Origin of the sequence: Rhodococcus sp. IEGM 1241 (genome assembly GCF_033142365.1) — a bacterium.
Lineage (GTDB): Bacteria > Actinomycetota > Actinomycetes > Mycobacteriales > Mycobacteriaceae > Rhodococcus_F > Rhodococcus_F erythropolis.
Genome location: NZ_JAWLSE010000001.1, coordinates 1,453,487 through 1,466,845 on the forward strand (window position 1 = coordinate 1,453,487; position 13,359 = coordinate 1,466,845).

Here is a 13,359-nt window from a genome sequence, read left to right on the forward strand (position 1 = left end):
TCGAAAGTCAACAGCTGCAACCCTTCGCAACTCCCGGCAACCTCACGCAACTCTTTCTCTTCGCCCGTGACCTACACGACACTGCATGGCGACGAGTGATCGAGAACGAGGAGTGTGACGGTGGTTCAACGGACGGCGCAGAAGCCGGCAACGTCAGGATCGAAAAAGACCGGGGCCAAGCCTCATTCAGGGCTGGACCGGGATGCATTGCTGAAGGCGTACGAGAAGATGTCGCGCATCCGCGCGTTCGAGGATCGATTGCACGAAGAGAATGCAACCGGTGACATCCCCGGCTTCATTCACCTCTACTCGGGCCAGGAAGCCATCGCGGTGGGAGTGTGCGAGAACCTGAGCGACGCCGACTACATCGGATCCACTCACCGCGGTCACGGGCATTGCATCGCCAAGGGCTGCGATCTGAACGGCATGATGGCCGAGATCTTCGGCAAGGACGACGGCCTGTGCCGCGGTAAGGGTGGGTCGATGCACATCGCCGACCTGTCCGTGGGAATGCTGGGTGCCAATGCGATTGTCGGCGGAGCCCCGTCGTTGGCGATCGGCGCTGCACTGAGTGGCAAGACACTTCGAAACGGCGTCATCGCAGCGTCGTTCACGGGAGACGGTGGATCCAACCAGGGAACCGTCTTCGAGGCGATGAACATGGCTGTGGTGCTGGATCTTCCGATCGTCTTCGTGATCGAGAACAACGGATTCGGTGAAGCAACAGGAACCGACTACGCGGTGGGCGCACCCGACATCGCCGCCCGCGCTGCATCCTTCGGAATGCCTGCCGTCAAGGTGGACGGCACCGACTTCTTCGCGGTCTACGACGCAATGGCGGAAGCCTCCGAGCGAGCCAGGACCGGCGGTGGCCCCACCACGATCGAGGCGGCCGCATTCCGTTGGCACGGCCACTTCGAGGGTGACGCGCAGCTGTATCGCACGGCGGAACAGGTTGCGCAACTGCGGGAAACCAAGGATCCGCTCAAGAATTTCCGTAGCAGTGTGGATGCGAAGAAGGTCAGCACCGCTGATCTGGACGCGGTGGACGAGCAGTCGCGAGTGCTGGTGGACGAGGCGGTGGCGAAGGCGCGCGCCGCAGCGTACCCACCAGTCGAAAATCTGCTGACCGATGTCTACGTGTCGTACTGAGGAGCCCGAGATGACAAGCGTGGAAGCCACGAACGTGTCGAAGAAGACCTACCGCGAGGCCGTCAAAGAGGCCATCGCTCAAGAAATGCAACGAGATCCGAGCGTCGTCCTGATCGGTGAGGACGTACGCGGTGGGCATGCCGGTACCAATCCCGATCTGGAGACGAAGAAGATCGAGGCATTCGGCGGTGTCCTGGGTGTCACCAAGGGATTGTGGACGGAGTTCGGATCGGAGCGTGTAATCGATACCCCCATCACCGAATCCGCGATCATCGGAATGGCTGCCGGAGCCGCACTGACCGGACTGAGGCCGGTCGCCGAGCTGATGTTCATGGACTTCTTCGGAGTCTCCTACGACGCGCTCTACAACCAGGCTGCCAAGTTCCGCTACATGTTCGGTGGCAAGGCCAGAACTCCGCTGGTGGTGCGAGGCATGATCGGCGCCGGCTTCTCTGCCGCTGCGCAGCACTCTCAGTCTCCATACAACGTGTTTGCTGCGGTGCCTGGCCTGAAAGTGGTCGCTCCGTCCAACGCCTACGACGCCAAAGGCCTTCTCATCCAGGCTATTCGGGACGACGATCCTGTTGTGTTCTGCGAGCACAAGGTGCTCTACGACCTCAAGGGCGAGGTGCCGGACGAGCCGTACGCGATTCCGTTCGGCGTCGCCAACTACACCAGGCAGGGCGACGACGTCACGATCATCGCTTTGTCCGCAATGGTGAACCGCGCCAATGACGTAGCGGACAAGCTGGCCGCCGAGGGTATTTCGGTCGAGGTTGTCGATCCTCGTACCGTCTCACCATTGGACGAGGACGGCATCCTCGAATCCGTCGCATCGACCGGACGCGTCGTGATCGTCGACGAATCCGCCGCCCGCTGCGGTTTCGGGCACGACGTGGCCGCGCTGATCGCCACCAAGGGATTCAACTACCTGAAAGCGCCGATCGAACTGATCACGCCGCCACATACTCCGGTTCCGTTCTCACCGACCCTCGAAACTGCCTGGCTGCCTGACGCTGCGCGCATCGAAGAGTCGGTTCGCAAGCTGGTGAGAGCCTGATCATGGCTGACATCAAAGCTATCGACATCCCCAAATGGGGGCTCTCCATGGAGGAGGGGTTGGTCAACGCGTGGCTCATCGAGGAAGGTGACTCGTTCACCAAGGGCCAGTTGATCTGTGAGATCGAGACCAGCAAGATCACCAACGAACTGGAGGCGCCGTTCGACGGTGTTCTCCGCAAGATCGTCGGCATACCGGGGCAGACTCTGCCCGTCGGTGCCGTGATCGGTGTGTCCGCCGATGCGTCCACGACGGATGCGGAGATCGAGCAGTTCCTCGCCGCTCGCGGCGCAACCGCGCCGGCGGAAGAGCCGGCACCCTCACCAGTTGCCGAACCGGAGGCTCCCGCGACACCTACGGCTACACCCGCTGCGAAGGTGGTTGTTGCAGCGAAACCTGCACCAACCGGTTCCACCGTCGTACCGAGTGTTCTGCAGGGCACGACGCAGAGCGACGTGTTTGCGAGTCCTCGAGCACTCCGACGTGCCGAAGCGCTCGGAATCGATCTCGCCGCCGTAGTGGGTACCGGCCCACTCGGGCGGATCAGTGTCCGAGACATCGACGACGCGATTCGTGACGCCGGTGGCACTGTTGCGACAGTAGCGCCGGCCACGAGATCCGGCCTCCCGCTGCGATCAACCGCCGACGACAGTGCCGTGCCTGCCACCCCGGTCGCACGCAGAACTGCCCGATCGCTGGGCGTAAACCTGCACGATTGTCGTCCGACAGGCTCGCGGGGACGCGTCTGCGTCGCCGACGTGCACGACGCCGCTCGTTCCGCGCAGCTCCTGCCAGAAGCGGCGGCTCAGACGGGAACCATTGCCGTCGAACCCGAGTACGACACAATTCCGTTCACGCCCATGCGATCGGCAATCGCCGGCAGGTTGCAGGCGTCCAAGCAGCAGGCTCCCCATTTCCGGCTCACGGCGGATCTCGAGCTCGATGCGCTCCTCGCTCTGCGCAAGGAGATCAATTCGACTGTCCCGGCTGTCAAGCTGTCGGTCAACGACTTCATCGTGAAGGCCTGCGCGGCTGCGCTGATGAAGGTGCCGGACGTGAACGTCCAGTTCGATGCCGCGAACGAATCGGTTCTTCGATTCGCGTCGGCGGATGTCTCGGTGGCAGTTGCACTTCCGACCGGGCTGATCACGCCCATCGTGCGTAGCGCGAACACCAAGTCGTTGGCGGACATCTCCGGTGAGGTGCTCTCGTTGGCCACCAAGGCGAAGACCGGCAAACTCCGTCCCGAAGAATTCCAAGGCGGAACGTTCACGGTGTCCAACCTCGGCATGTTCGGGATCAAGGCATTCGACGCGATCATCAACCCGCCCCAGGGAGCGATCCTGGCCGTAGGTGCGGGGGAGAAGCGGGCCGTGGTGGTCGGCGACAGTGTTTCCGTCCGGACCGTGATGACCGTGACCCTCTCGTGCGATCACCGGGTGATCGACGGAGCCTTGGGTGCGACCTTCCTTCGGGAGCTCCAGCGCTTTGTCGCTTCTCCCGCGCTGATGTTGGTGTAAGGGGCTGTGGTGGAAAGCAATACGTCGAAGAAGTACGACGTTCTTGTCATCGGTGGTGGCCCCGGTGGTTACGTGGCGGCGATCCGGGCCGCCCAGTTGGGGTTGAACGTTGCGCTGGTAGAACGTGATCGCCTCGGCGGCATCTGCCTCAACTGGGGTTGTATCCCCACCAAAGCGATGCTTCACGGCGCGGACGTCGCGCATACCCTGAGCGAACTCGACAAATACGGATTCAGTTCGGCGTCTGTCCAGTTCGACATCTCGAAGTTGGTGTCGTTCAGCCGAGGGGTTTCGGAGAAATTGTCCGGCGGTGTTGCCTACCTGATGAAGAAGAACGGCGTAGACGTCATCTCAGGCACCGCGAAGTTGGTGGACAAGGGCGTCGTGTCCGTGGAAGGTCAGACGTATCGAGCCGACCACGTGATCATTGCAACCGGCGCCCGGCCGCGTTCGATTCCCGGGGTTGCCCCCGACGGTGATCGGGTGTGGACCTACTTCGAGGCGCTCGTCCCGAAGGAACTACCGAAGTCGCTGCTCGTGATCGGGTCCGGCGCGATCGGAGTCGAATTCGCCAGCCTGTACCGCGATCTCGGCACCGAGGTGACCATCGTCGAGATGGCACCACACATCATGCCGGTCGAGGACGAAGAGATTTCGGCGTTCGTTCGCAAGCAGTTCGAGAAGCGTGGCATCACGATTCACACCGGAGCCGCGGTGTCGGCGGTGACCGTCGGCGCCGACGCCGTCGAAGTGAACGTGCAGACGAGCGACGGTGTCCAGGCGGTGACCGTGGACCGGGTGTTGGTGGCTGCCGGGATCACCGGCAACGTCGAGGATCTGGGGTTGGAGGCTCTGGGCGTCGAGATCGAGCGTGGTGCGATCGTCACCGACCAGTGGTGCCGTACCAGTGCCTTCGGGATCTACGCGATCGGTGACGTCGCGGGCGCTCCATGTTTGGCGCACAAGGCAAGTCACGAAGCTGTCCTGTGCGTCGAAAAGCTGGCAGGCGTGCCCGATGTTCATCCGCTCGATCGCGACTACGTTCCGGGATGCACGTATGCCCGCCCGCAGGTGGCGAGTCTGGGTCTGACGGAGAAGCAGTGCACCGGTACTGGTCGCACGCTGCGGGTCGGACACTTCGACCTGCAGGCGAACGGCAAGGCATTGGCGATCGGCGAGGCCGAAGGCTTCGTCAAGACGATCTTCGACGCCGATACCGGGGAACTGCTCGGCGCGCACATGGTCGGTCCGGATGTGACCGAGCAGATCCAGGGTTTCGGTATCGCCCGATCCCTCGAAGCCACCGGCGATGATCTCGCCGAGGTCGTGTTTGCTCATCCGACGCTCTCGGAGGCAATGCACGAGTCTGTGCTCTCGGCGCTGGGGAGACCCCTCAACGCATGAGCACAGTCCGCGTGCGTGAACGCCGTCCTACGTTCACGCACGCGGACAACTCTGCAACCGGGTGCAACGCTCGCTTTCGATGACCCCATCACATAGGACTGGAGTGTGATCGGCGCAACGAATCGACTCGAACCGGCCCTGGGTAGTGGTGAAGACCCGGCGCAGTACGCACGTGTTCTCGAATCCGTGTACGAAGCAACGATGTCCGGGCGCAAACCGCCCGCGCGCCCGCGCTCCGTGATCGCCGATTCGTGGTCGCGTCTGCGCGCCCTCGGTCTCGATCCGGAGCGGTGTTCGATCACGAAGACCACTCGTGCCTCGGAGATCGAAGAGAGTCGGGGTGCGGCCGGAATGACGGAGATCTTCGACGAGGCGGTACGCGGTCTGGCACCGCTCGTCGGCCCGGACGACGCGAGTTTGATAGTGGTGGCGGACCGACAGGGTCGCATCCTCTGGCGCCACGGGCCCGGTCGAATGCTGGATCGGGCCGAACGCCTCGGGATGATCGAGGGTGCGTCGTGGACCGAGGAAGCTGTCGGTACCAACGGGATCGGTACTTCGTTGGCATCAGGTTCGGCAGTGCAGGTGTTCTCGGCCGAGCACTACTCGCGCTCGCAGCATCCGTGGACTTGCTCCGGGGCGACGGTTCGGGATCCGCGTAGTCGCCGGGCGCTCGCCGTCGTCAACGTCGCCGGCGCCGCAGGCACTGTCCACCCGTCCACTCTCGCTTTGGTGGACAGTGTGGCCAGGCTGGCGGAATCCGCACTGCGGGAGAAGCATCGAATCGGATTGGATCGGCTTCGGATGATCTCGGCGTCGACGCTGGCTCGCGCGAGTCAGCCGACAATGGTTGTGGACCGTAGTGGCTGGGTTGCTGCGGTGGACTCGATGGCGCCGATCTACCGAATTGCACTACCGAAAGCGATGAGCAGCGGCGAGCATTGGCTCCCGTCACTCGGATTGTGTATGTGCGAGCCACTGCCGGGCGGCTGGCTCATCCGTCCTCAGGTGAACCCGGCGTCTGGAAATGTCTGTGCCGAAGTCGAATTGGACCTGCGAGATCCGAATGCGATGGAACTGCGGTACTCCTCGGACTTGGGAGGTTGGAGTATCGACCTCAGCCCGCGGCATTCGCAGATCCTCCTGGCTCTGACACAGGCGCCCGAGGGTCTCACGGCCTCGCAGCTCGCCTCAGAGTTGTTCGGCGATCCGCGTAAGACGGTGACCGTCCGGGCCGAGATGTCGAGGTTGCGTAAGCGATTGGCTGGAATCGTGCTGGCTCAGCCCTATCGCTTCGACCCGGCGGTGAGGGTAAAAACCGTCCCTGCTGTGCGCCTTTATTAACCGCGGGGGGTTAATAAAGGCGCACAGCAGAGCGGCGCGAACGCCGCACCTGCGCGTACTCGTAGCCGTTCTGCCAGGTCACGGTGGCCACCAGCACCCAGATGATCCACGTGGCGCTCATGTGCGTGCCGACAATGCCCATGACGATGGGGACGGCGGTGCAGGGGAGCGCCCAGCCGAGCAGCCACCGTCGGTCCGATCGCGCAAACAGCCCCGCCACGGTGCTGATTCCGAAATAGACTGCGATGCTTCCGCACAACAACCACCGCAGGTTCGCGGGTGTGTGTTCCGCGCCGTGTTCGGTTGCCGCTCCGAGTCCCGCGACCAGAACCGCGATAGCGCCGGTGGTGAAACAGTGCAGTGCCATGTCGATGCGAGCGGGAAACTTCTCGGGCTGCAGGTGCGGAACACCGGCGTGGCCGTAGAGAAGCGAGAGTGCCCACATACCCGAGAGCAGGACAAACGATCCGACTGCGAGGCTGACGACCGTGGAGTCCCAGGTGAGCTTCGAGGCCGCAGAGATCACGAGGATCACACCCTCACCCAGCACGATGATGACGTACAGGCCCAGCCGCTCGGCAAGATGAGCCCGATCGGAGTGCAGGGCTTCGAGTTCGGGCATCCGGTCGTCCTTGAACCCGCGAACCTTGATGATGCGGTCGAGCTTTTCCTGCGCGTCTTCCATGATCGCGCTGCCGGAGACGACGAACATGATCAGCAGATCGATGGTCACACCGGCAGTCCAGAGCCAGAACCGAGTTTCACCCTCGAACCAGAACGAGACGATCCACGGGATCACACCGAGAGACATCTGGGCGATCGGCCAGTCCACGACTATCTGGCCGTTGTGCCACACCCGACTCGCCAGCAGGCGTACGGCCACGTAGGCGACAGCGAAGGCCAGCGCATGGTTGTCGTGGATGCCGGCCACGGCCGCCATCATGACTGCCAGTCCGAACATGGCGATCAGCATGCTCGGGATTCGGACGCGGTCGCCGGCAACGTTGCCGTACATCGTGAACGTCGCCCACGCGGTCCAGAACGCGAGATAGAGCAAGGCGTAGAGCGCGACATCCGACCACGACGGCGAACCGTGGAGCAGGTGAGCCAGCTGACCGATACCGGCAACCACGACCAGGTCGAAGAACAATTCGATCCATGACGCGTGTCGCTCGAGCACCGCCTTCTGCTTCGAGTCTGGTTCATTTCCGAGTTCCGACATAAAGCTCAGTATCGGTTATCGGCATCAACAGTGCTGGTAGGCAGCGAGGTTGTCCGTTTTTTCGAAGTTGTGCTTATGCTGTCCGCGCTCACGCGCGCGCCGTCCGGGAGGGGCATGCAAAGGCGCAACTCGACGCCGTCGACCACATGACGAAGAAGTACGCACAAGAGTTGGCAGACAAGGGCTGACGTCGTGAACGATCCACAGGGCAACAGGGCGTTGTGTTTTCGAGAAGCCATGGCGCACGTGTGCTCACCGAGGCTGCCGGACGCTCCCATCTGGATCGCATGCACCGTCGATGCCGTCGTGGACGGTGGTGATCACAAGATCGTGACAGGATCGGTGGACGACGCCTGGCACTGCGAGGCGAATCCACTGACCTATCACCGGCGTGTATTCGGTACGCACTCACCGTCGTGAGTGATCCACGAAAGGAAAGCCATGTATGTACTGGTGGACAACGGCCGCGTCAGCGTCCGCGATGTGGACAACCTGAAGGCCTTTCACGTCGAGGTGACAGGCGACATACCCGATTCCGAACTGGACGAGCTCTTGCGCCTTCGGAATTACGGATACGTCAGCGGCGGTAGTGCATTCATCTCGGTAGCCCGTGTTCGCGAGAGCGCCACGGACGTCGACGGAGTGGCGGCGATGGTCGACTACGCCCAGAGCAGGGGCTGGGTCGACGACGACGGTGAAGCGTTGCAGGCGCACATCGTTCGCCGGCAGTAGCGGGAACGCTCAGACCATGTCGTTCTTCTGCAGCCATCGCAGCGTCGGCCAGCCGCAGAACACCGGGAGCCAGCAGGTCAGGACTCGGTAGAGCAGAACCGACGGCACAGCGATGCTTGCCGGCAATCCGAACGCGGACAGGCCACCGATGAGGGCGGCCTCGACGGCTCCGACGCCACCCGGTGTCGGAGCTGCCGAGGCGAGGGTTCCACCGATCATCGTCACGATGGTGACGGTGATGAACGTGGTTCCGCCGCCGAATGCCTCGACGCTTGCCCACAGAGCCAGGGCGGCACCGAGAGTTGTTGCAGCGCTGCCGCCCACGATGATGAGGAATCGGGTCGGGTTTCGTGCAAGTTGGCTCAGTTCACCCAACACCTCGGTGATCTGAGGACGCAGATCGTCGCGCAGCCACCCACGAAGTTTCGGAATGAACATGAATGCACCGAGAACTCCGAGCGCGACGCCACCCGCCAGATACAGAACAGTGGATCCCGGGATGAAGTGCGAGAGGTTCGTATCGCGTCCGGCGACGATCGAGAAGAAGATCAGCAAGCCGACGTGGGTGACCACCTGAACCGTCTGTTGAAGCGCGACTGCGGCCGTTGCACGGACGGTACCGAGCCCGCCCTTCTGCAGGAACCGCACACTCAGGGCGAGCCCGCCGACTCCGGCCGGAGTTGTCGTCGCGGCAAAGGTGTTGGCCACCTGCATGATCAGGAGGTTGCGGTAACTGACCATCGACGACGCACAGGCCCACAGGGCCGCTGCCGCGCCGACGTACGTCAGTGCGGAGACGCCGAGGCCGAGCAGTGCCCACCACCAGTTGGCTGTCTTCAACTCCGTGATGAATGCGGGTACCTGGCTGATGAACGGATAGGCGACGTAGACCAATCCGATGAGCAGAACGAGCTGGATCAGTTGATTGCGACTGAATCGGGTGACCTGTGCGGGAGCGACCTTTTCGATCCCGTTCTTCGCGCCGACCTCGTCTCGGATCTCGGTCATCAATTTTGCGGAATCCTCGGCGGTCCGCCGAATTCGGTTGGGCAACGCCGAGGTGGTCAATCGGCCGGAGGCAGCGAGAATCGTGTCTGCGCCTTGCGCACGAATCGCGGCGTCCACCGCTGCGTCGACGCCGAACAGTGATGCGGTGGCAAAAAGAAGTTGGGCGTTGTCGGACTGCATCTGAACTTCGGTGGCGCCGAATTCGGAGTACGCGTAGCCGCCGAAGAGGATCGTTCCGCCCTCGACGCGAATCTCGGAAGCGCGCAGGTCACCGTGCGCCATCTGATGTACGTGAATGGTGTGCAGTGTTTGCCACAACGCGTCGATCAGTTTGGAGGATTCTTCCTCGTCCGCCTGGTTTTCGACGGCGACGGCAAGTGGGATACCGCGGGGGCTCGGGCGGGCGTACATCTCCCATCCGCGATCGAGCACCGAGATGGCGACGGCTTTGGAACTGGCCAGACCGATGTCGGCGAACGCGATACCCATCAGTGCGCGATGTTCGACGGCGCGCCGAAGCGATCCGTAAGGGGGAGGAGTTTCACGGTTCCGGAACGAGATCCAGCGGAACGTCTGTCGAATTGCTCCGCTGCTTCGCTGGTTCTGTCCGTACAACTCGACAATCAGTTCGTCGAACGGTTCGTCGTCCGGAGCCTTGTCGATGTCGGCGGACATGACCAGCGGGCCGATTCCCGAAGGACTCACGACGCGGAAAGCGGTGACGCGGTAACCACGCCGCGCGAGCACGCGTACTGCAGAGTCCAACGGCACTTCGAGGGCAGGTGTGCCGACGGCAAGAACGATCACCGCGCCGATCAGATATCCGACGGCGAGACCCAGCATCGATCGGGCGGGAACGATCGAGCTGACGATCAGGTGAATGGGCGCAAACAGCAGAAGCAGCGTCCACCATGCTCGTCGCCACTTTTTCGGTAGCCACGGACCCGAGACGGTGAGCACCGCCGCGAGCATCGCAATCCACCGCGGATCGTCGAGAAATTGGGACAGGAACGTGGCGTCGAGTCGGTCGGGGACGTCGAGGTGCCACTTGGGTGCGGCGAGTCCTGTGCCGGTGAACGACAGCGCGAGTCCGGCGCACAGGCCGGCAGCGGCGTATCCGGCCAGCAACTTCCATCGGCGCCCCACGATGAGCCCGATCAGAATGGCAAACGGTAACGCCAGGATTGCGATGCCGTAGAGGAGGTACACAGTGTCGGACAGGCTCGGCGACAGCACTCCGACGATGTTGGACACCGACGTTTCGAGGGCGTCCCACTGACTTCGGGTGATCAGAGAGCCCGCGATGACGCCGCCGAGCAGCACGGCAGCGATCGCGACCCGCATGATGTCGCTCGTACGGCGGTGCAGTGGTGGCAGGAGGCTTCCCGTTACCGGGATCTCCCGTCCGTCTACTCGCATCTCGCCAGAACTCTCTTCTCTCGGGGGTTACCGACCGTCTCAGTTACCTCGATCAAGGTACCGCGTGGGGGTTCGGCGCCTGGGAAGCCGGACCTGTCGTTACCTCCTCGATGCCAAGCAACATTCGCTTCGGCCCCGCGGCGGAGGGCTTCGGCGCGTAAAATTCACTTTCCGGACGTTCGTTCATTTCGACGACAGGGAGTGCGTATTCATGAGCCCCGACTCCAGCGGTGTGGACGGTCGGGTTCCTGACCTGCCGACCCCGTCGACCAGAATTTCCGTCACCGAGGACTATGCGGCCGAGATCGACGAGCTCTCGAGTCTCAAGCACAAGCTCGGCGGACTCGAGCCCTCAGAGTTCGCGGATGCCTGGAAGCAGGGCTACCCGTACGAGAAGAAGATGTCGCGCCGCGAGTACGAGCGGAAGAAGCGGCGTCTGCAGATCGAGTTGCTCAAGCTGCAGCTGTGGGTCAAGGAAACCGGGCAGAAAGTGCTCATCATCTTCGAAGGTCGCGATGCTGCCGGTAAGGGAGGGTCGATCAAGAGGTTCACCGAGCATCTCAATCCTCGTGGTGCCCGGGTCGTCGCGCTCGAGAAGCCCACAGACATCGAGCGAACGCAGTGGTACTTCCAGAGGTATGTCGCACACCTACCCAGCGGCGGCGAGATCGTGATGATGGACCGGTCCTGGTACAACCGCGCCGGTGTCGAACGAGTGATGGGTTACTGCACGCCGACTCAGTACCTCGAGTTCATGAGAGAGACCCCGGACTTCGAGCGGATGCTCGTCAACTCCGGGATCCATCTGCACAAGCTGTGGTTCTCGGTCAGCCGGGAAGAGCAGTTGGCGCGATTCGCAGCCCGTCGAACAGACCCGGTGCGTCAGTGGAAGCTCTCACCGACTGATCTGGCTTCGCTCGACAAGTGGGACGACTACACGCAGGCCAAGGAAGCGATGTTCTTCTACACCGATACCGGGGATGCGCCCTGGACGGTGATCAAGAGCAACGACAAGAAGCGCGCCCGCCTCGAAGCGATGCGTCACGTGCTCGCCAGCTTCGACTATCCCAACAAGGATCACCGGGCAGTCGGTACTCCGGATCCCTTGATCGTCGGGCCTGCTTCGGCCGTATTCGAAGAGGGCGAGCACGTGAACGTGGAGTTGCCTCAGCTCTAGCGCAGATGATCGCTCAGATCGAACTGGCCTCTGCCCACAGATTGATGCCGCTGTCCTTGGCGTGCTGATCTATGGAGGCCAGTTCGGCTGTGCTGAATTCGAGATTGTCGAGCGCGCCGACGTTGGCTTCGAGTTGGGCGACGCTGGATGCACCGATCAATACCGAGGTGACCCGCGAATCGCGGAGTGCCCAGCTCAGTGCCAGCTGAGCCAGCGACTGGCCGCGGTCTGCCGCGATGTCGTTGAGCGCGCGGATGTGGGTGAGAGCGTCGTCGGTCAACCACGACGGATCGAGTGACTTACCTTGGGCGGCGCGAGAATTCTCGGGGACGCCGTTCAGATACCGGTCGGTGAGCATGCCTTGCGCGAGCGGCGAGAACGCGATGACGCCCACTCCGAGATCGTCGACAGCCGAAAGCAGGTCCTGTTCGATCCACCGATTCAGCATCGAATAGCTCGGCTGGTGGATCAACAAGGGGACCCCCGCAGCGGCGAGCAGTGCGGCGATTTCACGGGTGCGCTCCGGCGAATACGAACTGATACCCGCGTACAGCGCCTTGCCCTGCTGGACGGCACTGATCAGCGCGCCTGCGGTCTCGTCGATCGGAGTCTCGCCGTCGGGGCGATGGCTGTAGAAGATGTCGACGTAATCGACTCCGAGTCGGCCGAGCGACTGGTCGAGGGATGACAGCAAGTACTTGCGGGAACCGCCGAACCCGTAAGGACCGGGCCACATGTCCCACCCGGCCTTCGACGAGATGACCAATTCCTCGCGGTACGAAGAGAAATCCTCACGCAGGATCCTGCCGAAGTTCGTCTCGGCGCTTCCGTACGGCGGCCCGTAGTTGTTGGCCAGATCGAAGTGCGTGATTCCTAGATCGAATGCCCGCCGCAGGACTGCGCGCTGGTTCTCGATCGGTACGTCGTCGCCGAAGTTGTGCCAGAGCCCGAGCGAGATCGCCGGGAGTTTGAGACCGCTCCGACCGGTTCGGCGGTAGGGCATGGCTTCGTAGCGGTCCTGCGCGGCGACGTACTGATCGGACATGGTGCCTGCCTTCACATCGGTGTGGTTGAGCATTTACTCCCGACCATTATCGCCGACGGCATTCAGGTGTGCTGAACACTCGGGCGGCCCGTACGAAAATGCTTGCGGGTTAAAGCAATTCGATCGCTCTTCTGGACCGACGTTCAGGTTCGAGTCACAGTGCCGGGCGGCGGTGACGTCGACCACGTCTGGGTTCGCATCTAAGGGAACAGTAAGGAATCGCGGTTACCATGGTCACAGTCGATCGGCGATACCGATCGCCGATTCGCTTCGAAC

Annotated in this window: 11 protein-coding genes; 8 read left to right on the forward strand and 3 right to left on the reverse strand. The window is 62.5% G+C overall.

What is annotated here, in order from left to right:
* Nucleotides 1-228 precede the first annotated feature (228 nt).
* The 5 genes from R4P70_RS07000 to R4P70_RS07020 all read left to right on the forward strand — a co-directional run bounded on the left by R4P70_RS07000 (nt 229) and on the right by R4P70_RS07020 (nt 6,480).
* Nucleotides 229-1,152, forward strand: coding sequence for a thiamine pyrophosphate-dependent dehydrogenase E1 component subunit alpha (locus R4P70_RS07000; protein ID WP_044479496.1), 924 nt, complete (start codon nt 229-231; stop codon nt 1,150-1,152).
* Between the two features lie 10 nt (nt 1,153-1,162).
* On the forward strand, nt 1,163-2,212 hold the full coding sequence (locus R4P70_RS07005) for an alpha-ketoacid dehydrogenase subunit beta (RefSeq protein ID WP_019744899.1): 1,050 nt from the start codon (nt 1,163-1,165) through the stop codon (nt 2,210-2,212).
* 2 nt (nt 2,213-2,214) lie between these two features.
* On the forward strand, nt 2,215-3,732 hold the full coding sequence (locus R4P70_RS07010; protein WP_060938165.1) for a 2-oxo acid dehydrogenase subunit E2: 1,518 nt from the start codon (nt 2,215-2,217) through the stop codon (nt 3,730-3,732).
* A 6-nt stretch (nt 3,733-3,738) separates the two neighbouring features.
* Nucleotides 3,739-5,136, forward strand: coding sequence for a dihydrolipoyl dehydrogenase (gene lpdA / locus R4P70_RS07015; protein WP_317830582.1), 1,398 nt, complete (start codon nt 3,739-3,741; stop codon nt 5,134-5,136).
* 105 nt (nt 5,137-5,241) lie between these two features.
* Nucleotides 5,242-6,480, forward strand: a complete 1,239-nt coding sequence (locus R4P70_RS07020) for a helix-turn-helix domain-containing protein (protein ID WP_283568398.1) — start codon at nt 5,242-5,244, stop codon at nt 6,478-6,480.
* Between the two features lie 10 nt (nt 6,481-6,490).
* Here R4P70_RS07020 and R4P70_RS07025 read toward each other — a convergent pair whose 3' ends face one another.
* Nucleotides 6,491-7,702 (reverse strand): low temperature requirement protein A, encoded by a 1,212-nt coding sequence (locus tag R4P70_RS07025; RefSeq protein ID WP_113683277.1) that lies wholly within the window; start codon nt 7,700-7,702, stop codon nt 6,491-6,493.
* Nucleotides 7,703-7,894: 192 nt separating this feature from the next.
* Here R4P70_RS07025 and R4P70_RS07030 point away from each other — a divergent pair, with 192 nt between their 5' ends.
* On the forward strand, nt 7,895-8,122 hold the full coding sequence (locus R4P70_RS07030; protein WP_244891470.1) for a flavin reductase family protein: 228 nt from the start codon (nt 7,895-7,897) through the stop codon (nt 8,120-8,122).
* 21 nt (nt 8,123-8,143) lie between these two features.
* The gene (locus R4P70_RS07035) at nt 8,144-8,434 is read left to right on the forward strand and encodes a hypothetical protein (protein ID WP_317830584.1); all 291 of its coding nucleotides are present in this window, start codon (nt 8,144-8,146) and stop codon (nt 8,432-8,434) included.
* Between the two features lie 9 nt (nt 8,435-8,443).
* Here R4P70_RS07035 and R4P70_RS07040 read toward each other — a convergent pair whose 3' ends face one another.
* Complete coding sequence (locus R4P70_RS07040; RefSeq protein ID WP_019744892.1) at nt 8,444-10,861, reverse strand: YbhN family protein; 2,418 nt, start codon at nt 10,859-10,861, stop codon at nt 8,444-8,446.
* A gap of 211 nt (nt 10,862-11,072) precedes the next feature.
* Here R4P70_RS07040 and ppk2 point away from each other — a divergent pair, with 211 nt between their 5' ends.
* On the forward strand, nt 11,073-12,038 hold the full coding sequence (gene ppk2 / locus R4P70_RS07045; RefSeq protein ID WP_020970466.1) for a polyphosphate kinase 2: 966 nt from the start codon (nt 11,073-11,075) through the stop codon (nt 12,036-12,038).
* Between the two features lie 13 nt (nt 12,039-12,051).
* On the opposite strand, the gene mgrA is transcribed toward ppk2, so the two are convergent.
* Entirely contained in the window at nt 12,052-13,083 is a 1,032-nt protein-coding gene (mgrA, locus tag R4P70_RS07050; RefSeq protein WP_084325292.1) for an L-glyceraldehyde 3-phosphate reductase, read from the reverse strand.
* Nucleotides 13,084-13,359 lie beyond the last annotated feature (276 nt).

Excerpts from the sequence above, each read along its gene's own strand:
- R4P70_RS07000 (WP_044479496.1), top strand. The coding sequence starts at position 229 with ATGTCGCGCATCCGCGCGTTCGAGGATCGATTGCACGAAGAGAATGCA.
- R4P70_RS07005 (WP_019744899.1), top strand. The coding sequence starts at position 1,163 with ATGACAAGCGTGGAAGCCACGAACGTGTCGAAGAAGACCTACCGCGAG.
- R4P70_RS07010 (WP_060938165.1), top strand. The coding sequence starts at position 2,215 with ATGGCTGACATCAAAGCTATCGACATCCCCAAATGGGGGCTCTCCATG.
- R4P70_RS07025 (WP_113683277.1), bottom strand. The coding sequence starts at position 7,702 with ATGTCGGAACTCGGAAATGAACCAGACTCGAAGCAGAAGGCGGTGCTC.
- R4P70_RS07035 (WP_317830584.1), top strand. The coding sequence starts at position 8,144 with ATGTATGTACTGGTGGACAACGGCCGCGTCAGCGTCCGCGATGTGGAC.
- R4P70_RS07040 (WP_019744892.1), bottom strand. The coding sequence starts at position 10,861 with ATGCGAGTAGACGGACGGGAGATCCCGGTAACGGGAAGCCTCCTGCCA.
- ppk2 (WP_020970466.1), top strand. The coding sequence starts at position 11,073 with ATGAGCCCCGACTCCAGCGGTGTGGACGGTCGGGTTCCTGACCTGCCG.
- mgrA (WP_084325292.1), bottom strand. The coding sequence starts at position 13,083 with ATGTCCGATCAGTACGTCGCCGCGCAGGACCGCTACGAAGCCATGCCC.